This window comes from Demequina sp. (assembly GCF_016278765.1).
GTDB lineage: Bacteria > Actinomycetota > Actinomycetes > Actinomycetales > Demequinaceae > Demequina.
Genome location: NZ_JADQBE010000017.1, coordinates 29,740 through 55,271, shown reverse-complemented (window position 1 = coordinate 55,271; position 25,532 = coordinate 29,740). Strand labels below are relative to the sequence as shown.

Annotated in this window: 25 protein-coding genes; 22 read left to right on the top strand and 3 right to left on the bottom strand. The window is 67.6% G+C overall.

Features of this window, described 5'->3' with window-relative positions:
* Positions 1 to 8 precede the first annotated feature (8 nt).
* From QZZ29_RS03210 to sucD, 5 genes are all read left to right on the top strand, one after another.
* Entirely contained in the window at positions 9 to 965 is a 957-nt protein-coding gene (locus tag QZZ29_RS03210) for an L-lactate dehydrogenase (protein ID WP_291381328.1), read from the top strand.
* Between the two features lie 90 nt (positions 966 to 1,055).
* Positions 1,056 to 2,426 (top strand): sensor histidine kinase, encoded by a 1,371-nt coding sequence (locus QZZ29_RS03205; RefSeq protein ID WP_291381327.1) that lies wholly within the window; start codon positions 1,056 to 1,058, stop codon positions 2,424 to 2,426.
* A complete protein-coding gene (locus QZZ29_RS03200; RefSeq protein WP_291381325.1) occupies positions 2,423 to 3,082 on the top strand; it encodes a response regulator transcription factor in 660 nt (219 codons plus the stop codon). Before QZZ29_RS03205 ends, QZZ29_RS03200 begins: the two co-directional genes overlap by 4 nt.
* 103 nt (positions 3,083 to 3,185) lie before the next feature.
* The gene (gene sucC, locus QZZ29_RS03195) at positions 3,186 to 4,358 is read left to right on the top strand and encodes an ADP-forming succinate--CoA ligase subunit beta (protein WP_291381323.1); all 1,173 of its coding nucleotides are present in this window, start codon (positions 3,186 to 3,188) and stop codon (positions 4,356 to 4,358) included.
* A gap of 10 nt (positions 4,359 to 4,368) precedes the next feature.
* On the top strand, positions 4,369 to 5,259 hold the full coding sequence (gene sucD, locus QZZ29_RS03190; protein WP_291381321.1) for a succinate--CoA ligase subunit alpha: 891 nt from the start codon (positions 4,369 to 4,371) through the stop codon (positions 5,257 to 5,259).
* Positions 5,260 to 5,269: 10 nt separating this feature from the next.
* Here sucD and QZZ29_RS03185 read toward each other — a convergent pair whose 3' ends face one another.
* On the bottom strand, positions 5,270 to 6,040 hold the full coding sequence (locus QZZ29_RS03185; RefSeq protein ID WP_291381319.1) for an IclR family transcriptional regulator: 771 nt from the start codon (positions 6,038 to 6,040) through the stop codon (positions 5,270 to 5,272).
* Between the two features lie 167 nt (positions 6,041 to 6,207).
* On the opposite strand from QZZ29_RS03185, the gene QZZ29_RS03180 reads away from it, so the two are divergent.
* The 5 genes from QZZ29_RS03180 (at position 6,208) to QZZ29_RS03160 (ending at position 12,369) form a co-directional block, all read left to right on the top strand.
* Entirely contained in the window at positions 6,208 to 6,936 is a 729-nt protein-coding gene (locus QZZ29_RS03180) for an MIP/aquaporin family protein (protein WP_291381317.1), read from the top strand.
* 9 nt (positions 6,937 to 6,945) lie between these two features.
* Positions 6,946 to 7,944: a dihydroxyacetone kinase subunit DhaK gene (dhaK, locus tag QZZ29_RS03175; protein WP_291381316.1), complete on the top strand. Its 999-nt coding sequence runs from the start codon at positions 6,946 to 6,948 to the stop codon at positions 7,942 to 7,944.
* A 28-nt stretch (positions 7,945 to 7,972) separates the two neighbouring features.
* Positions 7,973 to 8,596 carry a dihydroxyacetone kinase subunit DhaL gene (gene dhaL, locus QZZ29_RS03170; RefSeq protein WP_291381314.1) on the top strand — a complete coding sequence of 208 codons (624 nt, stop codon included), beginning with the start codon at positions 7,973 to 7,975 and terminating at the stop codon, positions 8,594 to 8,596.
* Positions 8,593 to 11,010, top strand: coding sequence for a phosphoenolpyruvate--protein phosphotransferase (gene ptsP, locus QZZ29_RS03165; RefSeq protein WP_291381312.1), 2,418 nt, complete (start codon positions 8,593 to 8,595; stop codon positions 11,008 to 11,010). Before dhaL ends, ptsP begins: the two co-directional genes overlap by 4 nt.
* 87 nt (positions 11,011 to 11,097) lie before the next feature.
* Positions 11,098 to 12,369 (top strand): DUF6350 family protein, encoded by a 1,272-nt coding sequence (locus QZZ29_RS03160; RefSeq protein WP_291381311.1) that lies wholly within the window; start codon positions 11,098 to 11,100, stop codon positions 12,367 to 12,369.
* Here the strand turns inward: QZZ29_RS03160 and QZZ29_RS03155 are convergent.
* A complete protein-coding gene (locus QZZ29_RS03155; protein ID WP_291381309.1) occupies positions 12,290 to 12,694 on the bottom strand; it encodes a hypothetical protein in 405 nt (134 codons plus the stop codon). The genes QZZ29_RS03160 and QZZ29_RS03155 overlap by 80 nt on opposite strands.
* Positions 12,695 to 12,742: 48 nt before the next feature.
* Between QZZ29_RS03155 and purN the strand changes: the two genes are divergently transcribed.
* From purN to QZZ29_RS03125, 6 genes are read left to right on the top strand one after another with little or no spacing between them, the layout of a single operon-like run.
* A complete protein-coding gene (purN, locus tag QZZ29_RS03150) occupies positions 12,743 to 13,381 on the top strand; it encodes a phosphoribosylglycinamide formyltransferase (RefSeq protein ID WP_291381307.1) in 639 nt (212 codons plus the stop codon).
* Positions 13,378 to 14,937, top strand: coding sequence for a bifunctional phosphoribosylaminoimidazolecarboxamide formyltransferase/IMP cyclohydrolase (gene purH / locus QZZ29_RS03145; RefSeq protein ID WP_291381305.1), 1,560 nt, complete (start codon positions 13,378 to 13,380; stop codon positions 14,935 to 14,937). Before purN ends, purH begins: the two co-directional genes overlap by 4 nt.
* A 5-nt stretch (positions 14,938 to 14,942) precedes the next feature.
* Positions 14,943 to 15,206, top strand: coding sequence for a hypothetical protein (locus tag QZZ29_RS03140; protein ID WP_291381303.1), 264 nt, complete (start codon positions 14,943 to 14,945; stop codon positions 15,204 to 15,206).
* A gap of 45 nt (positions 15,207 to 15,251) precedes the next feature.
* The gene (arsB, locus tag QZZ29_RS03135; protein ID WP_291381301.1) at positions 15,252 to 16,376 is read left to right on the top strand and encodes an ACR3 family arsenite efflux transporter; all 1,125 of its coding nucleotides are present in this window, start codon (positions 15,252 to 15,254) and stop codon (positions 16,374 to 16,376) included.
* Positions 16,373 to 17,383 carry a metalloregulator ArsR/SmtB family transcription factor gene (locus QZZ29_RS03130; protein WP_291381300.1) on the top strand — a complete coding sequence of 337 codons (1,011 nt, stop codon included), beginning with the start codon at positions 16,373 to 16,375 and terminating at the stop codon, positions 17,381 to 17,383. The genes arsB and QZZ29_RS03130 overlap by 4 nt, the downstream gene beginning before the upstream one ends.
* 30 nt (positions 17,384 to 17,413) lie before the next feature.
* Positions 17,414 to 17,851: an arsenate reductase ArsC gene (locus QZZ29_RS03125; RefSeq protein ID WP_291381298.1), complete on the top strand. Its 438-nt coding sequence runs from the start codon at positions 17,414 to 17,416 to the stop codon at positions 17,849 to 17,851.
* 12 nt (positions 17,852 to 17,863) lie between these two features.
* On the opposite strand, the gene QZZ29_RS03120 is transcribed toward QZZ29_RS03125, so the two are convergent.
* On the bottom strand, positions 17,864 to 18,697 hold the full coding sequence (locus QZZ29_RS03120; protein ID WP_291381296.1) for an aquaporin: 834 nt from the start codon (positions 18,695 to 18,697) through the stop codon (positions 17,864 to 17,866).
* A 144-nt stretch (positions 18,698 to 18,841) separates the two neighbouring features.
* Here QZZ29_RS03120 and QZZ29_RS03115 point away from each other — a divergent pair, with 144 nt between their 5' ends.
* From QZZ29_RS03115 to QZZ29_RS03090, 6 genes are all read left to right on the top strand, one after another.
* Positions 18,842 to 20,059: an NADP-dependent isocitrate dehydrogenase gene (locus QZZ29_RS03115; RefSeq protein WP_291381293.1), complete on the top strand. Its 1,218-nt coding sequence runs from the start codon at positions 18,842 to 18,844 to the stop codon at positions 20,057 to 20,059.
* 49 nt (positions 20,060 to 20,108) lie between these two features.
* The gene (locus QZZ29_RS03110; RefSeq protein ID WP_291381292.1) at positions 20,109 to 21,095 is read left to right on the top strand and encodes a malate dehydrogenase; all 987 of its coding nucleotides are present in this window, start codon (positions 20,109 to 20,111) and stop codon (positions 21,093 to 21,095) included.
* Between the two features lie 136 nt (positions 21,096 to 21,231).
* Complete coding sequence (locus QZZ29_RS03105) at positions 21,232 to 22,425, top strand: ROK family transcriptional regulator (protein ID WP_291381290.1); 1,194 nt, start codon at positions 21,232 to 21,234, stop codon at positions 22,423 to 22,425.
* The gene (locus QZZ29_RS03100; RefSeq protein WP_291381288.1) at positions 22,422 to 23,867 is read left to right on the top strand and encodes a glycoside hydrolase family 3 N-terminal domain-containing protein; all 1,446 of its coding nucleotides are present in this window, start codon (positions 22,422 to 22,424) and stop codon (positions 23,865 to 23,867) included. The genes QZZ29_RS03105 and QZZ29_RS03100 overlap by 4 nt, the downstream gene beginning before the upstream one ends.
* Positions 23,864 to 24,757 (top strand): ROK family protein, encoded by an 894-nt coding sequence (locus QZZ29_RS03095; protein ID WP_291381287.1) that lies wholly within the window; start codon positions 23,864 to 23,866, stop codon positions 24,755 to 24,757. The genes QZZ29_RS03100 and QZZ29_RS03095 overlap by 4 nt, the downstream gene beginning before the upstream one ends.
* Entirely contained in the window at positions 24,750 to 25,532 is a 783-nt protein-coding gene (locus tag QZZ29_RS03090) for a glucosamine-6-phosphate deaminase (RefSeq protein ID WP_291381286.1), read from the top strand. Before QZZ29_RS03095 ends, QZZ29_RS03090 begins: the two co-directional genes overlap by 8 nt.

Here is a 25,532-nt window from a genome sequence, read left to right as displayed (position 1 = left end):
GATCTGCGGTGGAAAGCAGGACGTCCAAGGTATCGATCGTAGGTGCGGGTGCGGTGGGCTCCACGCTCGCGTACGCGGGCCTCATGCGCGGTTTCGCACGCACGGTCGCGTTGTACGACGTCGACAAGGCGAAGGTCGAGGCGGAGGCGCTCGACCTGTCCCAGGGCATCCAGTTCATGCCGGAAGCCCACGTCATCGGCTCGAACGACGTGGCCGTGTGTGCCGACTCTGACGTCGTGGTCATCACGGCAGGTGCGAAGCAGCAGCCCGGACAGTCGAGACTCGAGTTGGCCGAGGCGACCATCGGCCTCATGGACAAGATCATTCTCCCGCTGATCGAGGTGTCCCCGCACGCCATCTACATCCTGGTGACCAACCCGGTCGACGTGGTGACGTACGCCGCCCTCAAGGCCTCCGGCATGAGCCCGGCGCAGATGTTCGGCTCCGGCACGGTGCTCGATTCTTCGCGCTTGCGTCACCAGATCGCGCGCGAGTGCGGCGTGGCGGTGGGTAACGTCCACGCCTATATCGCTGGGGAGCACGGCGACTCGGAGGTGGCGCTGTGGTCGTCAGCGAGCATCGGCGGGGTGCCGCTCACCGAGTGGCACGATGCCGATGGTCGGGTCATCATGACGCCCGAGGTGTGCGACCGGATTCATCACGACGTGACTCGTTCGGCCTACCAGATCATCGAGGGCAAGGGCGCGACCAACTACGCGATCGGCATCGCGGGCGTACGCATCGTCGAGGCGGTTCTTGGCGACCAGCACCGGGTGCTGCCCATCTCGACTTTGGTCGACTACCCCGGCGTCGGCGAGGTCTGCATGTCCCTGCCCGCCGTGGTGGGCCGCAGCGGCGTCAAGCACCGGGTGGACGTGCGGATGAACGAGGCAGAGCGCTCGGGCCTCGAGGCCTCCGCGCGATCGATTCGGGAGGTCGCGGAGCGTTTCGGCGCCGCGAGGTAGCCGCGAGCGCGCACGTGGGGGGCGCGCGAACCTACGAGGCCGAGCGTTCGATGGTGGGCATGAGGCGCCCGAGCGGGCACGATGGGGAGTATGACCGCGCTTCGCAGCTACTTCGCCCCGGTATGGGATGCGCACACGTGGACCGCAATCACGTACCTCGTGCTCGGCCTTCCCATGTCGATCCTGTGGTTCACCTACGCGGTGGTGATGTACTCGGTTGGCCTGTCGCTCGCGATCGTGTGGGTGGGGGTACCCATCCTGATCTTCGCGCAATGGACCTTGCGTCCCATCGGCGCGGTCGAGCGAAGGTCGATCAATACGCTCTTGGATGCAGGTGTGCCGCCCGTGGTCGGGCGGGTGCCGGCTGCAGCCGATCACAGTGTCGCCGTGACCGAGCGATGGCGCGTGTGGATCCTGAACCTTTGGCGCGACGGGGCGCGGTGGCGCGCCCTGATCTGGATCATGGCGCGAATCGTGCTGGGCCCGGTAAGTTTCGTGCTCGCGGTGGTGGCCGTGGTGGTTCCGTTCGCTGTGGTGGGCGCTGTCGCTGTTGCCGTGGCGCGCGTCGCCGGCATCGTCGCTGTGAACGGGGACAACCAGGCCCTCGTCGAGGTCATCGACACCGTCGCGTACTGGGTCGCTGTGGGTTCGCCAGCGATCGTATTCGCGGTGCCAACGCTGGCGTGGATGGTGCGAGGTCTCGCCATCACGCATCGCGTGTTGGGGCGCTGGGCACTTGGCCCAGGGGCGGACCAGATGGTGCAGGCCGCCACCGAGCGGGCTGAGCTCGCGGAACAGCAGATCCGCATCGACCAGGAGCTGCACGACTCGATCGGCCACATGATCACCATGAACATCATTCAGGCCGGAGCGGGCGCCCACGTGTTCGACACCGACCCCGAGTTCGCGCGCCAAGCCCTCAAGACCATTGAGGAGAGGGGGCGGGCCGCCATGGGCGAACTCGACCGCATCATTGCCGCCATTCGAGGTGACCAGCACGAGAGTCGCGCACCGCTCCCTGGCATCAACGACATCGGACGGCTCATCGAGGAGTCGCGTGCAGCGGGTATGGACGTGTCCTACGCTGCGGAGTTCCCCCAGGCGCCTGCCGCCGTGGGGCGGGCGGCCTTCACGGTGGTCCGGGAGGCGCTCACCAACGTGGCCCGCCACGCTCCAGGCGCCACCGTGACGGTAAGGATCGCGCAAGACGCCGACGCCTTGGGAATCGAGGTTCTCAATGGAAAGCCCTCCGCTGGCGCGGGGCGTCCCCACGGCGGGGGCGGGCGCGGCCTGTCAGGGATCCGCGACCGCGTCACTTTGCTGGGGGGCAGGTCATCCGCAGGTGCGGAGAACGGAGGCTTTGCCGTGCGCGCGCTGCTGCCGCTGCAGGCCACCTTGTCAGAAAACTCTGCCGACCCTTCCTCGCCATGGGCGTCGCTGCGTGAGAGGGTGACCGCGTGAGAATCGTCATCGTGGACGACGACCCCTTGGTCCGCATGGGACTCAGGGCCATCGTCGGTTCGGAGGCGGGCTGGGACGTCGTGGCCGAGGCGGGGGACGGCCGGGAGGCGCTCGCCCTGGTGGATGAGCATCGTCCGGACGTCGTGCTCATGGACATCCGCATGCCGCACATGGACGGCCTCGAGGCAACCCGGGAAATCACCGCGGGGGCGTCGGGCGCCAAGGTGATCGTGCTCACCACCTTCGAGGTGGACGAGTACGTGTTCGAGGCGATGCGCGCCGGGGCGTCAGGTTTCGTGCTCAAGCGCGTGCCACCCGCCGAGTTGATCGAGGCCGTGCGGGTGGTCGCAGCGGGCGAGTCGATGCTGTTCCCGTCGTCAACCCGCCGGGTGATCGAGCGCTTTGCCACACCCACCAGCGTTGCCAGCATGCCCGACCTGACCGAACGGGAGGGCGACGTGCTGCGGCTCTTGGCGCGGGGCCTGTCCAACGGCGAGATCGCGGTCGAACTGTTTGTCTCGGTAGAGACCGTGAAGTCCCATGTCGCGTCGATCCTCACCAAACTGGGGGTGCGCGACCGCACCCAGGCGGTGATCGCCGCCTACGAGAGCGGCTTCGTGTCCCCGGGCACCGGCGACGATGCGGAGTCGCGCTGAGCGGAAACGAGGCCCGGACAGGCGCCGCCCCAGTCGAGGCTAGGCTGGGGGCATCGTCCCCCTGGTCGCGCTGACCGCGCGCCCCAAAGCGTCAAGGAATCCGATGGACCTCTTCGAATACCAAGCGCGCGACATGTTTGACAAGCACGGCGTGCCCGTGCTCCCGGGCATCGTCGCCACCACCCCCGCCCAGGCGAGGGCCGCGGCCGAGAGCCTCGGAGGCGGCACCGTCGTCGTCAAGGCCCAGGTCAAGACTGGAGGCCGCGGCAAGGCCGGCGGCGTCAAGGTGGTGCACAACCCCGCCGACGCCGAGGCGGCCGCCCAGGCGATCCTGGGCATGGACATCAAGGGTCACACGGTCCACAAGGTGATGATCGCCGCCGGCGCCAAGATCGCGCAGGAGTTCTACTTCTCCGTGCTGCTGGATCGCTCCGAGCGGCGCTATCTCGCGATGTGTTCCGTCGAGGGCGGCATGGAGATCGAAGAGCTCGCGGTCGAGCGTCCCGAGGCGCTCGCCAAGGTTGCGATCGATCCGCTCGTGGGCATCGACGCGGCCAAGGCCGCCGAGATCGTCGCGACCGCAGGGTTCTCGGCGGAGCTCGCGGGCCCCGTCGCCCACGCGATCGAGAAGCTGTGGACGGTGTATCGGGAGGAGGACGCCACCCTGGTGGAGGTGAACCCGCTGGTGCTGACCGAGTCCGGCGAGGTGATCGCGCTCGACGGCAAGGTCACGATCGACGAGAACGCTGGCTTCCGCCAGGCTGATCACGCGGCGCTCGAGGACAAGGACGCCGCCGACCCGCTCGAGGCGCAGGCCAGGGCCCTGAACCTCAACTACGTGAAGCTCGACGGCGCCGTGGGCATCATCGGCAACGGTGCGGGGCTCGTGATGTCCACGCTCGATGTGGTGGCGTACGCCGGCGAGCAGTACGGCGGGATCAAGCCCGCCAACTTCCTCGACATCGGTGGCGGCGCGTCCGCGACCGTGATGGCGAACGGGCTGCACGTCATCCTCCACGATCCTCAGGTCAAGAGCGTGTTCGTCAACGTCTTCGGCGGCATTACCTCGTGCATCGAGGTGGCCAACGGCATCGTCGGCGCGCTTGAGGCGATCGGCGACGAGGCCACGAAGCCGCTCGTCGTGCGACTCGACGGCAACTCCGTGGAGGAGGGCCGCGCCATCCTGGCGGCCGCCAATCACCCGCTCGTGACCATCGAAGCCACCATGGACGGCGCCGCGGCCAAGGCCGCCGAACTTGCCGCCGCGGCCGCCTAAGGAGCAACTCATGGCAATCTTCCTCACCGCAGCATCCAAGGTCATCGTCCAGGGCATGACCGGCACGGAGGGCATGAAGCACACCACGCGCATGCTCGCCTCGGGAACCAAGATCGTCGGCGGCGTCAACCCGCGCAAGGCCGGCACCACGGTCGACTTCGACATCGACGGCGCAACCGTGTCCATTCCGGTGTTCGGCTCCGTCGCCGAGGCGATGGCCACGACGGGCGCCGATGTCTCGGTGCTGTTCGTGCCGCCGCCGTTCACCAAGACCGCCGTCATGGAGGCGGTGGACGCGGGAATGCCCCTCGCCGTGATCATCACCGAAGGCGTCCCCGTCAAGGACACCGCCGAGTTCTTCACGTATGCGCAGTCCAAGGGCACCCGCCTGATCGGCCCCAACTGCCCCGGACTCATCACCCCGGGCCAGTCCAACGTGGGCATCACCCCTGCCACCATCACGGGCCCGGGCAAGATCGGGCTCGTGTCCAAGTCCGGCACCCTGACCTATCAGATGCTGTTCGAGCTGCGCGACATCGGCTTCTCCACCGCGGTGGGCATCGGCGGCGACCCCATCGTCGGCACCACCCACATCGATTGCCTCGAGGCGTTCCAGAACGACCCCGATACGGTGGCGATCGTGATGATCGGCGAGATCGGCGGAGACGCCGAGGAACGCGCGGCCGCCTACATCAAGGACCACGTCACGAAGCCCGTGGTGGGCTACGTCGCCGGCTTCGAGGCGCCCGAGGGCAAGACGATGGGCCACGCCGGCGCGATCGTGTCCGGCTCGGCCGGAACCGCTCAGGCCAAGAAGGAGGCCCTCGAGGCCGCAGGTGTGAAGGTGGGCAAGACGCCGTCCGAGACCGCGCAGTTGATGAGGGACGTCCTAGACCGGTAGTTCGTCAAAACTAGAGGGACTCGTCGTCCCTCCTGCGCGGCGGCCAGTCCGACGAACCGAGCTCACGGGAGATCGTCCTCGCGGCCTCACGCAGGTGGTCGAGGACGGCGTCCGATGGGGGAAATTCCGTGGTGGGCATCACGACGCCAATGGCGGCGATTACTGCTCCTGAACGATCCGCGATAGGTGCCGCCATGCACGATTCGCCGAGCACCGCCTCGTCCCGTTCCGAGGCGCTGGCATTCTTGGCGATGACGGCAAGCTCGGCGGTGAGCTCTGCGGAATCGACGATGGTGTCTCCCGTGAGGCTCCGCAACCCTCCCGCCAACAACTCCGTGGCCCAAGGCGGGTCGTACGCGAGCAGCACCTTGCCGAGTGCAGATGCGTGGGCGGGGATGGTGAGTCCCGTTTCGTACATGTGCTGTCCACCGTCCGGCCGACGGTTGTGGTGAATGATCAGTACCTCATCGAACAGCGTGACACCGAGCCTCGTCGAAAAGCCTGTGCGGCGGGCGAGTTCGCGGGTCCACCGCATAGCGCGGGCCCGCACCTCGTGGGTGTCCAGGTAGACGTTCGAAAGTTTCAGGAGGGCGGGACCGAGCCGATATCGATTTGAGCCCGGCTCCTTGGCAACGAGTCCGTGCTCCGCGAGCGATTTGACGATGCCGTGAACGGTCGATGGGGCAAGGTTGAGCTCGGCTGCCAGCTCGGTGATACCGAGGTGGCGGGCACCCTGAAGCGCTTGCAGCACGCGCGCCGCGCGGTCAATCGCTTGGATCATGCTCAGCCCTCCGAGGTGAGATCCATTATTGCCTGGATCGCGACACGCCCCAGACCTTGACACCGGGGATATTGGAAGTATATTCGATAATGTCGAATGATGTTCCAAAGGTGGAACGTCGCGGCCATCGGTCGCATCGGCGAATCCTGCTGTTCAAAGGAGTGCAGATGGATGACAACAGCCGGTGGCAGAAACTCGCCGCCGAATTCTTGGGCACAGCCTTCCTCGTCTTTGTTGGAGTCGGCTCGGTGCCCGCAACGCTCATGGTCAATGGTGACGCGCCATTCACGATGGCGGACCTTGGCATGATCTCCCTTGCGTTTGGCACGATCGTGATGGTGACGGTCTACGTGTTTGGTTACATCTCGGGCAACCACATCAACCCGGCCGTGACGTTTGGCCTGGCAGCGACGGGTAAGTTCCCCTGGAAGCAGGTCCCCGAGTATGTGGCCGCGCAGGTGCTCGGCGGCACTGCTGGAGCCTTCGCGATCGTGGGTGTGCTCGGCATGACGGCATCGGATGTGGGCCTCGGCATCGCCGCCTACGGCGGTATCCCGTGGTACCAGGCATTCTTTGCCGAGTTCGTGGGCACCTTCATTCTGGTGTTCGGCGTGTTCGGCGTGATCTACCGCAAGGCGGCCGCAGGCTGGGCAGGCATGGCAATCGGTCTGGTCGTTTTCGCGGCCATCATCCCGGTTGCCCCGGCAACGGGAGCATCCATCAACCCTGCGCGTACCTCGGGCCCCATGCTCGTCCAGCAACTGCTCGGCGGCGAGGTCCTCTGGGAGCAGTGGCCCATCTATGTGGGGGCCGAACTCCTCGCTGGCGTCCTCGCAGCACTCGCCTTCGGGCTCATCGCACACACCAAGGCCGACAAGGCTGTGGCTGAGGCTTAGGAGAATTCAATGAAGAAGCTCATCAACGCACCGGAGACGGTGCTCGCAGACGCCCTCAAGGGTATTGAGGCGGGCGACCCCAACGTTCGGGTCGACCACGTCAACCGTGTGATCTACCGCGCGACCCCCAAGGCCGACGGCAAGGTTGCCCTGGTGTCAGGTGGTGGCTCAGGCCACGAACCACTTCACGGGGGATTCGTCGGTGTGGGAATGCTCGACGCCGCGTGCGCGGGCGAGGTCTTCACCTCACCTACGCCCGACCAGATGCAGGAGGCCACGAAGGTGGTCGACCGAGGCGCCGGAGTGCTCCACATCGTCAAGAACTACACCGGCGACGTCATGAACTTCGAGATGGCAGCGGAACTCGCGGCTGCCGAAGCCGGAGTCGAGGTCGCTGCGGTCGTCACCAACGACGACGTGGCTGTCAAGGACTCGCTGTACACGGCGGGTCGCCGCGGCGTGGGAATCACCGTGCTGCTCGAGAAGATTGTGGGTGCGGCCGCCGAAGAGGGGCGCGACCTCGCAGCGGTCAAGGAACTCGCCGAACGGGTCAATGCGCATGGTCGATCCATGGGAATGGCGCTGACGAGTTGCACAGTGCCTGCCGCCGGAAAGCCCACGTTCGACCTGCCCGACGACCAGATGGAGATTGGTGTCGGCATTCACGGTGAGCCCGGAAGGCACCGTGTCGATCTGGCCCCTGCCAAGGAGATTGCCGCGCAACTCGTCGAGCCGATTCTCGACGACCTTGACATGACAGGAGCGCCAGCGATCGTCATGCTCAATGGGATGGGAGGCACTCCTCAGATTGAGCTCTACCTCATGTACGGCGAGGTGGCGGCCCTTCTGGAGAAGGCAGGCGTCAAGGTTGCTCGCACTCTTGTGGGCAACTACATCACGTCCCTCGACATGGCAGGTTGTTCGGTCACGGTACTCAAGGCCGACGACGAGATGCTGGGTCTGTGGGACGCCCCCGTTCACACCGCAGGCCTTCGCTGGGGCCGCTAGAAAGGGAATGACCGTGACTGAAGGAACCATGACCATCGACAGTGCTCTGGCCTGGCTGGACAATTTTGCCCACCAGGTCACCGAGCAGAAGGCATACCTCACCGAGTTGGACTCTGCGATCGGCGATGCCGACCACGGGATCAATATGGCTCGAGGGATGACCGCGGTGATGGCCAAACTCGAGACCACAACTCCTCCGACCCTCGACGAACTCTTCAAGAGCGTCGGCATGACGCTCGTGACGAGCGTGGGCGGCGCGAGCGGTCCTCTCTATGGAACCTTCTTTCTTCGGATTGGCACGTCGATCGGCGCCGTCTCCTCGTGTGACGGCGCCGGTTTGGCGGCCAGCCTGCGAGCGGGCCTTGGCGGGCTCGTCGCCAGAGGCAAGGCCGAGTTGCAGGACAAGACCATGTTTGATGCGATGGCGCCCGCGCTCGACGCCTTCGACGCCGCGCTCGCCTCAGGTCGGTCGCTTCAGGAGTGCACCGCGGCCGCACGCGACGCCGCGGCGGTGGGCAGGGACGCCACGGTGGACCTCGTCGCACGCAAAGGTCGCGCCAGCTATCTCGGAGAACGCTCCAAGGGGCACATGGATCCGGGCGCGACGTCTACGGCAATGCTTTTCGACGCGCTCGCGGACACTATCGCATGAGTCCTCGGGTTGGCCTCGTCGTCGTCTCTCACTCGGCGCCACTGGCGAGAGCCGCTCTTGACCTCGCGTTGGAGATGGTGGCGGGCGACCCTCCCCCTATTGAATTGGCCGCTGGAACCGCTGACGGAGGCACGGGCACCGATGCTGCGCGTGTTGCCGAGGCGATTCAGTCGGCAGATGAAGGTGCGGGCGTGGTGGTGCTCATGGATCTTGGCTCCGCCATCTTGAGCGCGGAACTTGCTCTCGAGTTCTGCCCCCCTGACACGCGTGCAGTGCTGGTGGGGGCGCCTTTCGTCGAGGGGCTCGTCGCCGCAGTGGTGCGGGCTGCCGCAGGTGCGACGCTTGAGGACGTTGCAGACGAGGCTCGTGCGGCGTTGTCGCCCAAGACGAGTCACCTCGGGGACGATTCGGCGCCCCCCATGCAGAGCGACGTGAAGGTGACGGAGCCCCCGGATGCCACGGCGACCGCGACCATCGTGAACGTCGACGGGCTGCACGCCCGTCCAGCCGCCGCACTCGCGGCCGTGGCCGCAGCGTTCGGCGCGCGTTCGCTCGTCTCCGCATCGAATTCGCGCGCCGACGCACGGAGCCCCCTTGCTCTCGCAGCGCTCGATGCAAGGCTTGGGGCCGTGGTGACACTTGAGGCGTGGGGGGAAGATGCCGAGGAGGCGGTGGCCGCGCTCGGCTCGGCGATTGCCGCTGGATTCGGCGAGGAAGTCGTCGATGTGCTGCAGCAAGCTGCCCCGCGCGCCCCACGGTCTGGAGCCACGAGGCTGGGAGTGTCGACGGGTCGTGCCGTTGGCCCCGTCCACGTAATGCGGCGAGCGACACAGGAACCTCCTGCGGCGACCTACACGGCTCCCGAGCGAGTCGACGAAGAGATTGCGGCGGTGAAGGCTGCCGGACACCAGGTCGCCGCCGCCTACCGCGACCGTGCGTCGATGGTGACCGGGCAGGCTGCGCAGGTCATGGAAGCCACCGCAATGATGGCGACCGACCCGACGATCGTCGACGGCGCCGCACGGAGGATTCGCGAGGGGATGGGGTCGGCACGGGCGGTGTGGGATGTGATGCGCGGACTCGTGGTCAGGTACGAGGCCGCAGGGGGATTGCTCGCTGGGAGGGTCGCGGACCTGCTTGATGTGAGGGATCGCCTGATCGCCGCCCTGACGGGACAGTCCGTGGGTGGACTTCCCCAGTCCGGTGACCCCTTCGTCCTTGTCGCCTCGGACCTCGCCCCTGCCGACACTGCTTTGCTCGATCCCACTGTGTGTCGGGCGATCTTGACTGAGAAGGGCTCGGCGACTTCTCACACCGCGATTCTGGCGAGGGAGTTGGGGATTCCCGCTGTGGTGGGTTTCGAGGGGGCCCTCGAGCTCGCTGATGGAGTCACGGTGCTCGTCGATGGGTCGACGGGTGAGGTCATCGTGGACCCAGCCGCTGAAGTGATTGCGGCGGTGAAGGCTGCAGACAGTCCTGAGCCCTTCGAGGGGCCTTGTGTGCTCGACGACGGTCGCCGCATTCTGTTGGGAGCGAATGTCGGGGCCTCGCACGACGCCGCCGGTGCGGCCCAACGGGGGGCCGAGGGCGTCGGCCTGTTTCGGACCGAGTTCTGCTTCCTGGATCGTGCTGGCGAACCGTCTGTCGAGGAGCAAGTGGACCACTACGCGACGGTGCTGAACGCCTTCGCGAACCAGCGCGTGGTGATTCGCACCCTTGACGCTGGGAGCGACAAACCACTGCCCTTCCTCACACCCGAGCGGGAACCCAACCCGTCGCTCGGTGTGCGTGGTTATCGGACGACCCGCATCCATCCAGGCGCTCTGAATCGCCAACTTGAGGCAATTGTGACTGCCGCGCGACGTAGCGGCAGTTCGCCGTGGGTCATGGCTCCCATGATTTCGACGGTGGAAGAAGCCACGAGCTTCGTTGACCTCGCGCGATCGGCAGGGCTCGACCAGGTGGGAGTCATGATTGAGACGCCTTCAGCGGCGACGATGGCCAGGGAACTCTGCGATGTGGTCGACTTCGTGAGCGTCGGGACCAATGATCTTGCCCAGTACGTGATGGCTGCCGATCGCATGTCACCCGATCTCGCAGACCTGACCGATCCCTGGCAGCCAGCGGTGTTGCGTACCCTTGCCGCCATCGCGGCAGTGGGTCTCGAGACGGGAACTCCGGTGGGAGTGTGCGGCGAGTCAGCGAGCTGGCCCGACTACGCGGCCGTCTTGGTGGGTTTGGGTGTCACGAGCCTCTCGATGAGCCCTCGACTCATTCCTGGTGTTGCGAGGGTTCTCCGTGGAGTCACCGCCGAAGCGTGCGCGAGCGCGGCAGCCGCCGCGATCGCAGCGCCGACGGCGGCCGCAGCCAAGAACGCAGCAGGCACCAGGCTGCGAATCGCAGAACCGGCCTGAGGTGTGCCGTGTGACGCGCGGGCTCACGTGAAGGTCCGTGGCGCGCCGGTCCTCGCCGCGGGGCTCGCGCCGGGTGACCATAGCGGCATGACCACTCAGGCCACGCCGGTCAGTCGCGCCACGACCGCCACCGCCCATGCGGTGACGGAGTCGGTCGCGCGCGTCCGTGCCGCCGCGCCCGGCTGGGTCGGCGGCGCGCTCGCGGGCCTCCAGGCCGCGCTGTTCTCTCTCGCGCTCGTGCTCATTCCGGTGTGGGTCGCATCGGCGGCGGTGGCCGACGCGAACGTCTCGTGGGGCCAGTCAAGTGGTACGGCGACGCGGATCTGGCTGCTTGCGTTCGGCGTGCCTTGGGCCGTCGACGGCGTGACGATCACACTCGCGCCCTTGGGACTCTCCGCGTTGACCGCCATCATGTTGGCGCAGTTGGCACGGAGATTCGCGGCGGCCACCTGGGTAGCGGGCTTCGCGGCGGTCGCCGCGTTCGCCGCCACCGTGGGCTTCGCCACGACGCTGGCGTGGGCGGGCGTCGATGACACCCGCTCCCGCATGGCGGGGGCCGTCGTGTGGGCGGTCCTGCTCGCGATTCCTGCCGTGGCGTGGGGCCTTCTCAGGCAACACGGCGCGACGATGGCGTGGCTGGCGCGCGTCCCCGGCACGGTGCGCGGCGGCGTGAGAATCGGCACGGCCATGACCGCGGGGGTGGTGGCGCTGGGGGCGATCGTCCTCATGGTGTCCACCGTTGCCTCGCGGCACCAGTTTGCGGACGCCGCCACCGGCTTGGGAGTGGATTCTGCCGGGGGAGCGGCGCTGGCCTTTGTCGAGACGCTGTACGCGCTCACGCTGGTCGTGTGGGCGGTGTCGTGGCTCACCGGGGCGGGCTTCTCGCTGGCGGGAGTCGACGTATCCTCGGCGCAACCGCTTCCGGACACCATGCCCGCGGTGCCTTTGCTGTGGTCGCTACCTCATGCATCGGGGGGATGGCTCGCGTGGAGTCCCGTGGCCGTCATGGTGCTCGGAGCGATCGTGGTGATTGCCATACGGTCTCGGCTCGGATCCGGATGGCGGCCGCTGGGAACCATCGGCATCGGCGTGGTCTTGGCGGGCTCGGCGATCGGCGTGGCGTCGGGCTTCGCGCACGGCGCGATGGGCCCTGGCGTGCTCGCCTCGGTGGGTCCGCAGGCGGTCGTCGCCGCGGTCTTGGCGGCGTCAGAACTTGCGCTGGGAGCCGTTGTCGCATGGGCGCTCTTGCGAGCATTCGCACATGTCGCGCGGCCGACCGCTAGGGCAGGCTTATCCCGTAGCGGCTCTCCAGAGCGTCCCGATACTCCTGTTCGCACTGAAGTTCGCCCCGATGGGTGAGGGCTGAACGCAGGCATTGGTCGTGTGCCGCTGACTCCTGGGCAAACACCACCCACGCCACGCCGGCGATCGACAGCATGATGGAAAACACGCCACCCATGGCCAGCAGCACCCTCAGCACCGCCACGCGGCCCACGCCAATGGTGGCCACCAGCGCGAGCGTCACAAAGATCCCGGACGCGAAAGCCGCAGGCAACACGGCGAAGCGGTAGGGGAATGGCATTGACGATGCGATCCACGCGACCAGCAGGGAAAGCACCAGCAGGAGCGAGTAGCGGCGCAGGGTCGCGGGCATGGGAGCGGCGCCCTTTGCGGGCTCGGTCATGCGCTGATCCGTTTCATCACGTTCCCAGCATGCCGATAGGGTCTGTCTGTGACAAACCGGCCGGCGCGCCTCGTGGTGCTCATCTCGGGGGCGGGCTCCATCATGTCCGCCCTGGTGGACGCCGCACGCGACGTAGGATTCGGCGCCACAGTTGCCGCAGTGGTGACGGAAAACCCCAACGCGGGCGGGCTGAGCGTCGCCGCCGCCGCCGGCATCCCGACCGCCGTCGTCGCGCTCGCGGACTTCCCCGATCGCCTCACGTGGGACCGCGCGCTTGCCCGCACGATCGACGCGTTTGAGCCCGACCTCGTCGTCTGTGCGGGATTCATGAAGCTGCTGGGGGAGCCCACGCTCGCCGCCCACGCCGGTCGCATCGTGAACACCCACCCTGCTCTCTTGCCGGCGTTTCCGGGCGCCAAGGCGGTTGCCGATGCGCTCGCGGCAGGCGTGAAGGTCACGGGATGCACTGTCATGCTGGTCGACGAGGGCGTCGACACCGGCCCGATCCTCGCGCAAGCGGCGGTCGAGGTCAGAGACGATGACACGAGGGCCACACTGCACGACCGCATCAAGAACGTAGAGCGCGACCTCGTCGTCTCAACTGTGGGCACCATGGTGCGAGCGGGCTGGGCGGTCGACGGTCGCATCACAAGGCTTGGGCAGCACACGGGAAGGGACAAAGAATGAGCGAGCGGCAGCCGGTACGGCGCGCCCTGGTATCCGTCTACGACAAGACGGGCATCGAGACCCTGGCGAAGGGCTTGGCGGCCGCTGGAGTTCAGATCGTGTCGACGGGGTCCACCGCCACGCGCCTCGCCGAGGCAGGGGTCCCCGTCACCGCCGTGGAGGAAGTGACGGACTTCCCCGAGTGCCTCGACGGGCGCGTGAAGACGCTTCACCCGCGCATCCACGCCGGCATCTTGGCCGACCGCAGGCTTGAGTCTCACCGTGCGCAACTCGACGAACTGGGCATCGAGCCCTTCGACCTCGTGGTGGTCAACCTCTACCCGTTCGCGGCGACGGTCGCCTCGGGGGCGTCCGAGGGCGAAATTGTGGAGCAGATCGACATCGGCGGGCCGTCGATGGTGCGCGCCGCCGCCAAGAACCACCCCTCGGTGGCTGTTGTCGTGGACCCCGCCCACTATGACGCCGCTCTGGATGCCGTCCGTGAGGGCGGCTTCACGCTCGAGCAGCGTCGCGAACTCGCGGCGAAGGCCTTCCGTCACACCGCCGACTATGACATCCATGTCGCCTCGTGGATGGGCAACGTCTTGGCTCCGGACGACGACGGCTCCGGCTTTCCCGGTTGGATGGCGGCGTCCTACGAGCGCATCGGCACCTTGCGGTACGGCGAGAATCCTCACCAGCGCGCTGCCGTGTACGGCGACCCTTTGGTGCCCGGCGGCCTGGCGCACGCTCGCCAACTGCACGGCAAGGAAATGAGTTACAACAACTACGTGGACGCCGACGCTGCGGTCAGGGCGGCGTACGACCATGCAGGCACGGCGGTGGCGGTCGTCAAGCATGCAAACCCGTGTGGAATCGCAGTGGCGGACAGCGTGGCGGAGGCCCACCGCAAGGCGCACGCGACGGACCCGGTCTCGGCATTCGGAGGCGTGGTCGCCACCAACGCGACGGTGACGGCCGAGGCCGCGCGGCAGATCGCGGAGATCTTCACCGAGGTCGTGGCGGCCCCTGCGTTTGAGCCGGAGGCCATCGAGATTCTCCAGGCCAAGAAGAGCCTACGCATTCTTGAGGTGGTTCACACGCCCCTGGCGGGCGAGGCGCGGCGCATCTCCGGGGGTCTCTTGGTCCAGGCGGCCGATGCCATCGACGCGCCGGGCGACCCCGCCGAGACGTGGACGCAGGTTGCGGGAAGCCCTGTTTCGGCTGAGGTCCTCGCGGACCTCGAGTTCGCGTGGAGGTCGTGCCGCTCGGTGAAATCGAACGCGATTCTGCTGGCCAAGGACGGCGCGGCCGTCGGGATCGGCATGGGGCAGGTCAACAGGGTGGACTCGTGCCGGCTCGCGGTGGAACGAGCGGGGGCCGACCGTGCCGCAGGCTCCGTGGGGGCATCGGACGCGTTCTTCCCCTTCGCCGACGGACTCCAAGTACTGATCGACGCGGGAGTCACCGCCGTGGTGTCTCCGGGGGGATCGATCCGCGACGCCGAGGTCATCGCGGCCGCCGATGCTGCAGGCATCGCCCTGTTCCACACCGGTACCAGGCACTTCTTCCACTGATGCCCATGAGCCACAATCACCTGACTTCCCGGGGCGTCGCTGTCGCCGCACTCGCCGCCGTCTGGGTGCTGGTGCTGTTGTCGCTCGTTGTTTCTCCGGCAGTCGCCGTTCTTGGGATGGCCGTCTTCGCGCTGGCGGGGGCCGCCGCCCGCACCGCGGCACCGCTGCGTCGCGCGTTCGTGGTGCGCGAGCGCGCGGTCGACATCGTCGTGTTGTCGGCGTTGGGACTCGCGCTTGGCTACCTTGGGCTGACGGCCGCCTTGGGGTAGGGCTCGCGAGTTGCCCTTTGCATCGAAGAATGTCAATATAGACGCATGTCGATGCAACCGAGCAATCTGGTCGTCACCGCGCCCGACACTGGCCGCCGACTGTCCACCCTCGATCGTTGGCTCCCGCTGTGGATCGGGATCGCCATGGTCGGTGGAGTGGGTCTCGGGCGCTTCATCCCGAGCATCTCGGACGTGCTGGCATCGACGGAGGTCGGCGGGATCTCCATGCCGATCGCCCTCGGCCTCCTGGTGATGATGTACCCGGTCCTGGCCAAAGTTCGATACGACAAGGTCGCCGCGGTCACCGGCGATACGAGACTCCTCGTCTCATCCCTGGTGTTGAACTGGCTCGTGGGCCCGGCGCTGATGTTCACCCTCGCCTGGACGTTCCTTCCAGACCTGCCCGAGTACCGCACGGGACTGATCATCGTCGGTCTCGCCCGGTGCATCGCCATGGTCGTCATTTGGAACGACCTCGCCTGCGGGGACCGCGAGGCCGCTGCGGTGCTGGTCGCAATCAATTCCGTGTTCCAGGTTGTCGCGTTCTCTCTGCTGGGGTACTTCTACCTCACCGTCCTTCCGGGGTGGCTCGGCCTGGACACGCAAGGGCTTGAGGTGTCGATAACGCAGATCGCTGTCAACGTGTTGGTCTTCCTGGGAATCCCCCTGGTCGCGGGGTTCGCGTCACGGTGGGTCGGAGAGCGGGCCAAGGGCCGCGCCTGGTATGAGTCGAGGTTCCTCCCCCGGGTCGGCCCCTGGGCCCTGTACGGACTGCTCTTCACGATCGTCCTGCTGTTCGCGCTCCAGGGAGAAGCGGTGACCTCCCACCCGCTCGACGTGGCGCGCATCGCGCTCCCGCTCCTGGTCTACTTCTCGGTCATGTGGGTGGTGGGGATGGTCGCGGGCAAGGCGCTGGGACTCGGCTATCCGCGGTCGACCACGCTGGCCTTCACCGCAGCGGGGAACAACTTTGAGTTGGCGATTGCGGTCGCGATCGGGACGTTCGGGGCGACGTCGGGTCAGGCGCTGGCCGGTGTCGTGGGGCCCCTCATCGAGGTTCCCGTGCTGGTCGGGCTCGTGTACGTATCCCTGTGGCTCGCGCGCCGATGGTTCGCGGTCGATCCAAACACCGCCGCCGCCCCCAAGGCTCTGGATGAGGCGAGGCGATGAGCGCCATCGACGCACCGCGGGCCGACGTCGACCTGACGTGCACTCCGCAGGTCGAGTCGCACGCTATCGACACCGGGGTCGCGGAAGGTGTCGCGACGACGCTCAAGGCCCTCGCCGAGCCACTGCGTCTGCGCATGCTGTCGTTCATCGCGACCGCTCCGGCCGGCGAGGCATGCGTGTGTGATCTTGCCGCACTGGCGAACGTGTCTCAACCCACGGTCTCGCATCACCTCAAGGTCCTTCGCGACGTCGGAGTGCTGACGTCGCAGCGCCGAGGGACATGGGTCTGGTACCGCATCGCCCCTGGCTTCACGGGTGCGGTGTCCACGCTGCTCGAGTCGTTCGCTCCCGCGGCACTGGCGTCGGTGCGCGAACCCCATCACATGACCGGCCTCGAGGACGCCGATGCCTCCCTTGACCGCCTGACCGAGAGCCTCGCCCCACGATTCCCTGACGTGCGCGCGGACGCCGTGCGGGGGATCGTGCGGGAGTCGTACACCGCGCTCGCCCGGTCGGCGAAGGTGTCCGCGCACCTCCTGACCCTGACGGAACGGTTTGCTCGGCAGCGCCTCGCCGACGCGACGCGTCCCGTCGACGCCCGGCCGCAGGTGCTGTTCGTGTGCGTCGCGAACGCCGGGAGGTCCCAGCTCGCCGCCGCCCTGGTGCGCCGCTACGCGGGCGAGCGGGTCGTCGTCCGCTCCGCGGGCTCGACGCCAGCCGCCGACGTCCACGCCGGCGTGCGCCCCATCCTTGCCGAGCTCGGAGTCGGCGAAGAGGCGTTCCCCAAGCCGTTGACGGACGATGCCATCCGCGCCGCCGACGTCGTGGTCACGATGGGCTGCGGCGACGTGTGTCCGGTCCTTCCTGGCATCCGGTACGAGGATTGGCTCGTGGGAGACCCGGCACTGGCGTCCCCTGAGGGGATCGCCGCGATCCGCGACGAGCTCGATGTCCGCGTGCGCGCGCTCCTTGCCAGCCTCCTACCCGGCCTCGACCTGCCCGCCTGACCCACCCCGCCAACATCTCCTGGAGAGACCATGAGTGAGAAAACCGCCGTCACCCCATCAGCCCTCTTCGTGTGCGTCCACAATGCCGGCCGTTCCCAGATGGCCGCGGGCTTCCTGCGCGTTCTGTCGGGCGGCGCGGTGGAGGTGCGCTCGGCTGGCTCGATGCCCGCCGACCACATCAACCCGACCGCCGTCGAGGCGATGCTCGAGGTCGGGATCGACATCCGCGCCGAGCAGCCCAAGGTGCTCACGACGGAGGCGGTCCAGGCGTCGGACGTTGTGATCACGATGGGCTGCGGCGACGTCTGCCCGGTCTTCCCGGGCAAGCGGTACGAGGACTGGGCGCTGGACGACCCTGCGGGGCAGGGAATCGGCGCGGTCCGTCCGATCCGCGACGAGATCCGCGACCGCGTCCTTGCGCTGCTCGACGAACTGGGCATCACGCCGGTGGGTGCACAAGACGGCTGACGAGCCGCGCGCTCACGCCTCGGCGGACTCCTCTGCGACCTCAGGTTCCTCGACGGACCCGTAGATCCTGTACAGCAGTCCCACGATCGCCGCGCCCACCACCGGCGCGAGCCACCACGCCCACAGCTGCTGAAGAGCCCACGTGTCGGAGAACAGGGCGGTGGCCGTCGCGCGCGCCGGGTTGAGCGCTCCGTTGGTGAACGGAATGGCCCACATCATGAGGACGGCAAAGGTGAGGCCGATGGCGAACGGGGCTACCGTGCGGGTGGTCCGCTTGGCAGCGGCGCCCAACACCACGAGCGTCAGCAGCCCGGCGGCGAGGGCCTCCACAGTCAACGCGACGGCGACACTAAAGTTCAGTCCGGAGGAAGCGAGAGGTGCGTGCTCACCGTACCCGGCGGAGACGGCACCCATGAGACTCATGGCCGAGTCACTCGTGACCGCCTCAAGAGAGCCGACGCCGATCCGCACGATCCCCGCCGCGAGGATGCCCCCGACCACCTGCGCGAGGATGTATGGCACCACGTCCATGCCGGGGAAGCGCCCGGACAGCCACGCGCCGACGGTCACAGCCGGATTGAAGTGCGCCCCCGAGACGCTCCGCCACGCGACGATCCCTATCATCAACGCGATGCCGTAGGCGAGGCCCACGTCGAGGGGGCCTCTTCCGGTGACGGCCGCCATCGCGGCGGTCCCCGCGCCGATGAGCACCAGAATGAATGTGCCCGTCGCCTCCGCAGCCAGGCGGGCGACAAGACCCGGTCCCGCGAGGTCGGCGGGCCAGGTTTCCGTGGTCAGGTCTTCGGTGAAGTCGTCGGACTCGACCGGTGTTGTCTCGTCTGGCATGTCTCTCCTCGTGTGTCCGGGAACGAACGTCCTCCAACGCATCCTGGCATGCGCAACCACAAAGGTGGTGAGGGACGTTCGAGTGTCGTGGGTGGACTAGCCTGGTTTCATCATCCACGCCGCGTTGTTGAGGAGAGCCGCCGCATGGCAAAGATCAAGGTTGTTGGCAAGGTCGTCGAACTCGATGGTGATGAGATGACCCGGATTATCTGGCACTTCATCAAGGAGCGCCTGATTCATCCGTACCTCGACATCGACCTTGAGTACTACGACCTCAGCATCGAGAACCGCGACGCCACGGACGACCAGGTCACGCACGATGCCGCACACGCCATCAAGAAGCACGGCGTGGGCGTCAAGTGCGCGACGATCACGCCAGACGAGGCGCGCGTCAAGGAGTTTGGCCTCAAGAAGATGTGGGTCAGCCCCAACGGCACGATCCGCAACATCCTGGGCGGCGTCGTGTTCCGTGAGCCCATCCTCATCTCCAACATTCCTCGGCTGGTGCCGGGCTGGACCAAGCCGATCGTCATCGGCCGCCACGCTCACGGCGACCAGTACACGGCCACCAACGTCAAGGTTCCCGGCGCGGGCACGGTGACGCTCTCGTTTGCCCCCGCGGACGGCTCCGACCCCGTGCAGTACGAGGTGGTGAAGATGCCGGAAGACGGCGGCGTCATCATGGGCATGTACAACTTCAACAAGTCCATCGAGGACTTTGCGCGTGCGTCATTCGCGTACGGCCTGCAGCGCGGTTACCCGGTCTACATGTCGACCAAGAACACGATCCTCAAGCAGTACGACGGCGCATTCAAGGACATCTTCCAGGACGTGTTCGACCGCGACTTCAAGGCCCAGTTTGACGCGGCGGGCCTGACGTACGAGCACCGCCTGATCGACGACATGGTCGCCTCCGCGATGAAGTGGGAGGGCGGCTATGTGTGGGCGTGCAAGAACTACGACGGCGATGTGCAGTCCGACACCGTGGCGCAGGGCTTCGGCTCGCTGGGTCTCATGACGTCGGTGCTGATGACGCCGGACGGCCAGACGGTGGAGGCGGAGGCGGCGCACGGCACCGTCACGCGCCACTACCGACAGCACCAGCAGGGCGAGCCCACCTCGACCAACCCGATCGCGTCGATCTTCGCGTGGACGGGTGGTCTCAGGCACCGCGGCAAGTTGGACGGCACGCCCGAGGTGACCGGCTTCGCCGAGACTCTTGAAGACGTTGTCGTCAAGACCGTGGAGTCCGGCAAGATGACCAAGGACCTCGCTGCGCTGGTCGGCCCCGACCAGGAGTGGCTCACCACCGAAGGCTTTCTCGAGGCGCTCGACGAGAACCTCGCCGCACGCCTCGGCTAGCCATCATCCACCAGCCCCGGGCATCGTCGCCCAAGGAAGGTTCACCACCATGACTGTCCCTGTCAATGTCACTGTCACCGGAGCCGCCGGCCAGATCGGTTATGCGCTCCTCTTCCGGGTCGCGTCCGGCCAACTGCTGGGGCCAGACGTCCCGGTGAGGCTGCGCCTGCTGGAAATTCCGCAGGCGGTGCGTGCCGCCGAGGGCACGGCCATGGAGCTCGAGGACTGCGCCTTTCCCCTGCTCGCCGGCATCGACATCTTTGATGACGCCAAGGCGGCGTTTGACGGCGTCAACGTGGGGCTCCTGGTGGGAGCACGCCCGCGTGGAGCGGGCATGGAGCGCGGCGACCTGCTCGCGGCGAACGGCGGGATCTTTGGCCCTCAGGGTGAGGCGATCAACGCCGGAGCCGCGGATGACGTGCGCATCCTCGTGGTCGGCAACCCCGCCAACACCAACGCGCTCATCGCGTCCGCACACGCGCCCGACGTGCCAGCCGACCGCTTCAACGCGATGATGCGCCTCGATCACAACCGGGCCCTTGCCCAGCTGGCCGTCAAGACGGGCGTCCCGGTCCGGGACATCGACAACGTCATCATCTGGGGAAACCACTCCGCCAAGCAGTACCCCGACATCGCCCACGCGGTCTTGGATGGCAAGCCTGCCGCCAGCGTCCTGAACGACGACGCCTGGGTCCGCGACACCTTTGTGCCCACCGTTGCCAAGCGTGGCGCCGCGATCATCGAAGCCCGCGGTGCGTCGTCGGCGGCCTCTGCCGCGAACGCGGCGATGGAGCACGTCAACAACTGGGTCAACGGCACGCCCGAGGGCGTGTGGACGTCGGTGGCGATGCCGTCCGACGGCTCGTACGGCGTGCCCGAGGGCCTCGTGTGCGGATTCCCGGCGGTGTCGAAGAACGGCGCGTGGGAGATCGTTCAGGGCCTCGAGATCGACGCGCACGCCCGCGAGATGATCGATGTCTCGGTCGCCGAGCTCATCGAGGAGCGCGACGCGGTCAAGGAGCTGGGTCTGCTCTAGCGCGACCCGCCGCACCATCAATGGAGGGCCGTCGCCGGTGCGATGGCCCTCCCGTGACGGTTGAGTGGCAACGAGCGGCCGGAATTTCGCTTTGGTGGCTTGCCAAGAGTCATGTTTGTAAGGTTGACTAACAAATATGAACCCGGTGCAGAGCGCCCCCACGGAGCCGGCATCCCACGCCGGAAGCGTCCCGGCGCGGAGGCGGGCGCTGGCCGCCACTGTGCACGGCGGGGCCCGCCTCACGCCCGAGCATGCTCGGCGCCACCATCGTGCGCTCGTCCTGCGGGCGCTGTATCGCGGCGAGGGTCTCAGCCGCGCCGACCTCGCCAGGGAGGTGGGCCTCGCGCGGGTCACGATCTCCGACCTCGTTGCCGACCTCGTCGCCGAGGGCCTCATCGTGGAACTGGGAACTCGCGCCGATTCACGGCCCGGCAAGCCGGCCACCGTGGTTGACCTCAATCGCGCCGGATTCAACGTCATCGCATTGGACCTGTCGAAGGATGCGACATTCGGTGGCGCCGTCACCGACCTCGACGGCACGGTGCTCCACCGTCACGAGGTAGACGTCACGGGCCTCACGGGCCAGGCCGCGATCGATGCCGTCGTCGCCGTCCTCGACGCGCTTGTCGCCGCGGCGACGGTGCCCGTGCTGGGGGTAGGGGTGGGCTCGCCCGGCATCGTCGATGCCCGGGGCGTGGTGCTTCGCGCCCCCGACCTCGGCTGGGCCGACGTGCCTCTCCAGGACGTGCTTGAGCGCCACAGCGGCCTCGCGGTGGTGGTGGCCAACGACGCCAACGCGGCAGCGCTCGCAGAGCGCACGTTCGGCACGGGTGACGACGACATGATGCTCATTCGTATCGGGCGCGGCGTGGGCGCCGGGATCGTCGTGGGAGGAGCCCTGGTTCAGGGTGCCAACTCGGCAGCCGGCGAGATCGGCCACGTGGTGGTCGGTACCGACGGCGGCGACACCTGCGTGTGCGGCAGGGACGGCTGCCTCGAGACGTGGCTGGCCATCCCGCGGCTCACTGAACGGCTCGCCCACGCGGCGGACGCCGACGAACGCGACGGCCTCCTCGTGGCAGCGGGCGAGCGCCTTGGCATCGTGATCGCGCCCGTGGTGGGTGCGCTCAATCTTCGCGAGGTGGTCCTTGCCGGACCCCGCGACATGCTTGCAGGGGCGCTGCTCGATAGCGCCGTCGCCACGCTGCGCGGACGTACCCTGCCGGAAATTCACGGCGGCTCGGACGTGCGTCTCACGGGGCTGGGCGGAGACATCGTCGTGCTCGGTGCGGCCGTGATGGTCCTCATGGGCCAACTGGGGGTCTCGTGAACCCCCTTGCCGTCCTGATGCCCGGGTTTGAGGGCAGCACGCTGCCGGAGTGGGTCGACACGCTGTTGCGTGAGGGGCTCGCGGGAGTCTGCCTGTTCGCCACCAACATCGAGTCTCCCGAGCAGTTGAGGGAACTCACCTCCGCCATCTACGCCGGGAACCCCCACGCGGTGGTGACGATTGACGAGGAAGGCGGGGACGTCACGCGGCTCTACCAATCTTCCGGTTCGCCGTTCCCCGGCAACGCCATCTTGGGCAGGCTCGATGACGAGTCGCTCACCGCCGCGGTGGGTGAGCAGGTGGGACGGGAACTCGGCGCCGTGGGCGTCGGGATGACGCTCGCGCCCGACGCCGACGTGAACAGCACCGCCCTCAACCCCATCATCGGCACGCGAAGTTTTGGCGCAGACGTGGGCGTGGTGGCCCGTCATACCGCCGCGTGGGTGCGCGGCGTCGAGTCGACGGGCGTGGCGTCGTGTGCCAAACACTTTCCCGGGCACGGCAGCACGGTGCTGGACTCTCACCTCGCCGCGCCTCGGATCGACGTCGACGCCCAGACGCTTGAGGCGCGAGAACTGCCGCCCTTCGTCGCGGCGATCGCGGCGGGCACGCAGGCCATCATGACTGCGCACATCGTGGTCCCCGCGCTCGATCCGGAGTTCCCCGCGACGTTCTCGCGGCCCATTCTGCGCGACCTCCTGCGAGGTCGCATGGGCTTCACAGGGGTGGTGGTGTCGGACGCCCTGGACATGGCGGGCGCCAGCGCGAGTCGCGGAATCCCGGCCGCAGCCGTGGCCGCGCTACACGGTGGTTGCGACCTGCTGTGCATCGGCACGGCCAACACAGGCGAGCAGCTGAGAGCGATCGCCGCCGCCGTGGAGGACGCCGTGAACGCGGGTGAGGTCGACGAGGCTGAGGCGAGCGCCGCGGCAGGCCGGGTCGCCACCCTGGGAGAGCGCATGGCTCACGCGAGGAGCGCCGCACCGGAGTCGGGTCCGTTGAAGCGGGGCGTCGTGCCAGGGGTGACGGCGGCGGTGGTGGCGAGCGCTTTCGAGGTGTCGCCGCACGCAAAGGTCTTCTTGGGCCAGAACACCCCGATCAGCCTGATCCGCTTGGAGACTGCCCCCTCCGCCGCAGTGGGTGCCTCTCCGTGGGGGCCCTTCGCCGTGCCCGGCGTGGAAGTCATCGTGACCGCGACCCCGAAGACCGATCCCCAGGACATCGCCGACGCCGTTCCGGTGCGTTCGCTGGCCGTCGTGGTCGGTCGAGACAACCATCGTCACGCGGTGGCCCGCCCGGTGGTGGACGCGCTGAAGGCCCGTCACGACGTCGTTGTGGTCGACATGGGCTGGCCCGACACTGAGGCCGGGCTGGCCGACATTGCCACCTTTGGGGCGTCTCGCCTGGCAGGCGAGGCCCTGCTCGGCCTGGTGGGGTGGTGACCGTGCGGCTCGGAGTGGACATCGGCGGAACGAAGGTCGACGCGGTGATCGTCGACGATGCTGGCGATGTGCTGTATCGGCATGTGCGACCGTCGGGCCGCGGTGAGGAGGCGGTCCTCGCAAACGTCACAGGGGCGGTCGACGTCGTGTGCGCCGAGGCGGGGATTGAGCCGGGTGACGCGGCTTCAATCGGGGTGGGCGTGCCCGGCTCGGTGCTTGATGGCGTGGTCACCTATGCTCTCAACCTTGGCATTTCGCGGCTTGACCTTGGCCATGTCCTGACTCAAACGTGGGGTACGCGCCCCACGGTCGACAACGACGTCAACGCCGCGGCCGTGGGCGCATGGGTGACATCAGGCGCGCGGCGCGACGCAACCGCATTCCTCAACCTGGGTACGGGACTCGCGGCAGGAATCATTCTCGACGGGAAACTGTGGCAGGGTGCGCGCGGCACCGTGGGGGAGATCGGCATGATCTCGTTCGATCCGGCCGGGCCGGAAGGGCCCGACGGTATTCCCGGCGGGATTGAGACGTGCGCGTCCGGCAGCGGGATCGCATGGCAGGCGGGCGGGGAGGCAGCCTCGTCGGTCTTGGCCAGGGCCGATGTCGATGCGGACGCGGCCCTGATTCGCGAGCGCATGTTTCAGGCGGTGGCCACGGCGGTCAGGATCCTGATCCTCACGCTCGACGTGGAGGAAGTACTGCTCGGTGGCGGGCTCACCCGCATGGGCCCCGACCTGATCGAGGGGGCGCGGCGAGTGATGCGCGACTGGGAGCGTCGCAGCGAGTTCATGGCGTCCGTCGACCTGACCTCGCGGACGCGAATGCTCGATCCGGATGTGCCGCTCGCGGCCATCGGGGCCGCAATGAGAGGAGCAGGACGTGGCTGAAGTGCTGATCGTCGAAGGCGGCGAGGCCGCGGGCAGGCTGGTTTCCGACCACATCGTTGGGCTGGTCCAGATTAGGCCGGACATGGTGTTGGGAGTGGCCACCGGGTCCACCCCGCTTCCCGTGTATCGCGAGCTTGCTCGGCGCCACTCGCGGGGCGTCGACTTCAGCCGCGCGTGGGCCTTCGCGCTCGACGAGTATGTTGGGCTGCCCGAGGGTCACCCCCAGAGCTATCGCGCCGTCATCGACCGGGAGGTCACCGTGCCGCTTGGCTTTGATCGCTCACATGTCAACGTGCCCGATGGCGGGGACGGCGACATTGAGACCACGGGAGAGCGCTATGAGGCGGCTCTTCACGCGCATGGCGGTGTCGACCTTCAGTTGCTTGGCATCGGCACCACGGGGCATATCGGCTTCAACGAGCCTGGATCGAGTTTCGCTTCCCTGACCCGTGTCAAGACCCTGACCGAACAGACCCGCGCCGACAACGCGCGGTTCTTCGACTCCTTGGAGGACGTGCCGATTCACTGTGTCACGCAGGGTCTCGGGACGATCCTGCGGGCTCGCCACCTGGTGCTCTTGGCGTTCGGCGAGGCAAAGGCGACGGCCGTCGCGGCCGCGGTGGAGGGCCCCGTGACCGCGTCTGTGCCTGGTTCGGCGATCCAACTACACCCGCACGTCACCGTGGTGGTGGACGGGGCCGCCGCATCGCGGCTCGAACACGCCGACTACTACCGGTGGGCTCGGGACCACAAGCCCGCCTGGCAGGGCCTCTGA

What these genes read in the sequence shown, in the direction of transcription:
- QZZ29_RS03115 (WP_291381293.1), top strand. Translation starts at nt 18,842, where the DNA reads ATGGCAAAGATCAAGGTTGTTGGCAAGGTCGTCGAACTCGATGGTGAT.
- QZZ29_RS03110 (WP_291381292.1), top strand. Translation starts at nt 20,109, where the DNA reads ATGACTGTCCCTGTCAATGTCACTGTCACCGGAGCCGCCGGCCAGATC.
- dhaL (WP_291381314.1), top strand. Translation starts at nt 7,973, where the DNA reads ATGACCATCGACAGTGCTCTGGCCTGGCTGGACAATTTTGCCCACCAG.
- QZZ29_RS03125 (WP_291381298.1), top strand. Translation starts at nt 17,414, where the DNA reads ATGAGTGAGAAAACCGCCGTCACCCCATCAGCCCTCTTCGTGTGCGTC.
- QZZ29_RS03155 (WP_291381309.1), bottom strand. Translation starts at nt 12,694, where the DNA reads ATGACCGAGCCCGCAAAGGGCGCCGCTCCCATGCCCGCGACCCTGCGC.
- sucC (WP_291381323.1), top strand. Translation starts at nt 3,186, where the DNA reads ATGGACCTCTTCGAATACCAAGCGCGCGACATGTTTGACAAGCACGGC.
- sucD (WP_291381321.1), top strand. Translation starts at nt 4,369, where the DNA reads ATGGCAATCTTCCTCACCGCAGCATCCAAGGTCATCGTCCAGGGCATG.
- dhaK (WP_291381316.1), top strand. Translation starts at nt 6,946, where the DNA reads ATGAAGAAGCTCATCAACGCACCGGAGACGGTGCTCGCAGACGCCCTC.
- QZZ29_RS03205 (WP_291381327.1), top strand. Translation starts at nt 1,056, where the DNA reads ATGACCGCGCTTCGCAGCTACTTCGCCCCGGTATGGGATGCGCACACG.
- purH (WP_291381305.1), top strand. Translation starts at nt 13,378, where the DNA reads ATGAGCGAGCGGCAGCCGGTACGGCGCGCCCTGGTATCCGTCTACGAC.
- QZZ29_RS03160 (WP_291381311.1), top strand. Translation starts at nt 11,098, where the DNA reads ATGACCACTCAGGCCACGCCGGTCAGTCGCGCCACGACCGCCACCGCC.
- QZZ29_RS03180 (WP_291381317.1), top strand. Translation starts at nt 6,208, where the DNA reads ATGGATGACAACAGCCGGTGGCAGAAACTCGCCGCCGAATTCTTGGGC.
- QZZ29_RS03140 (WP_291381303.1), top strand. Translation starts at nt 14,943, where the DNA reads ATGAGCCACAATCACCTGACTTCCCGGGGCGTCGCTGTCGCCGCACTC.
- QZZ29_RS03130 (WP_291381300.1), top strand. Translation starts at nt 16,373, where the DNA reads ATGAGCGCCATCGACGCACCGCGGGCCGACGTCGACCTGACGTGCACT.
- QZZ29_RS03105 (WP_291381290.1), top strand. Translation starts at nt 21,232, where the DNA reads ATGAACCCGGTGCAGAGCGCCCCCACGGAGCCGGCATCCCACGCCGGA.
- QZZ29_RS03120 (WP_291381296.1), bottom strand. Translation starts at nt 18,697, where the DNA reads ATGCCAGACGAGACAACACCGGTCGAGTCCGACGACTTCACCGAAGAC.
- QZZ29_RS03185 (WP_291381319.1), bottom strand. Translation starts at nt 6,040, where the DNA reads ATGATCCAAGCGATTGACCGCGCGGCGCGCGTGCTGCAAGCGCTTCAG.
- arsB (WP_291381301.1), top strand. Translation starts at nt 15,252, where the DNA reads ATGTCGATGCAACCGAGCAATCTGGTCGTCACCGCGCCCGACACTGGC.
- ptsP (WP_291381312.1), top strand. Translation starts at nt 8,593, where the DNA reads ATGAGTCCTCGGGTTGGCCTCGTCGTCGTCTCTCACTCGGCGCCACTG.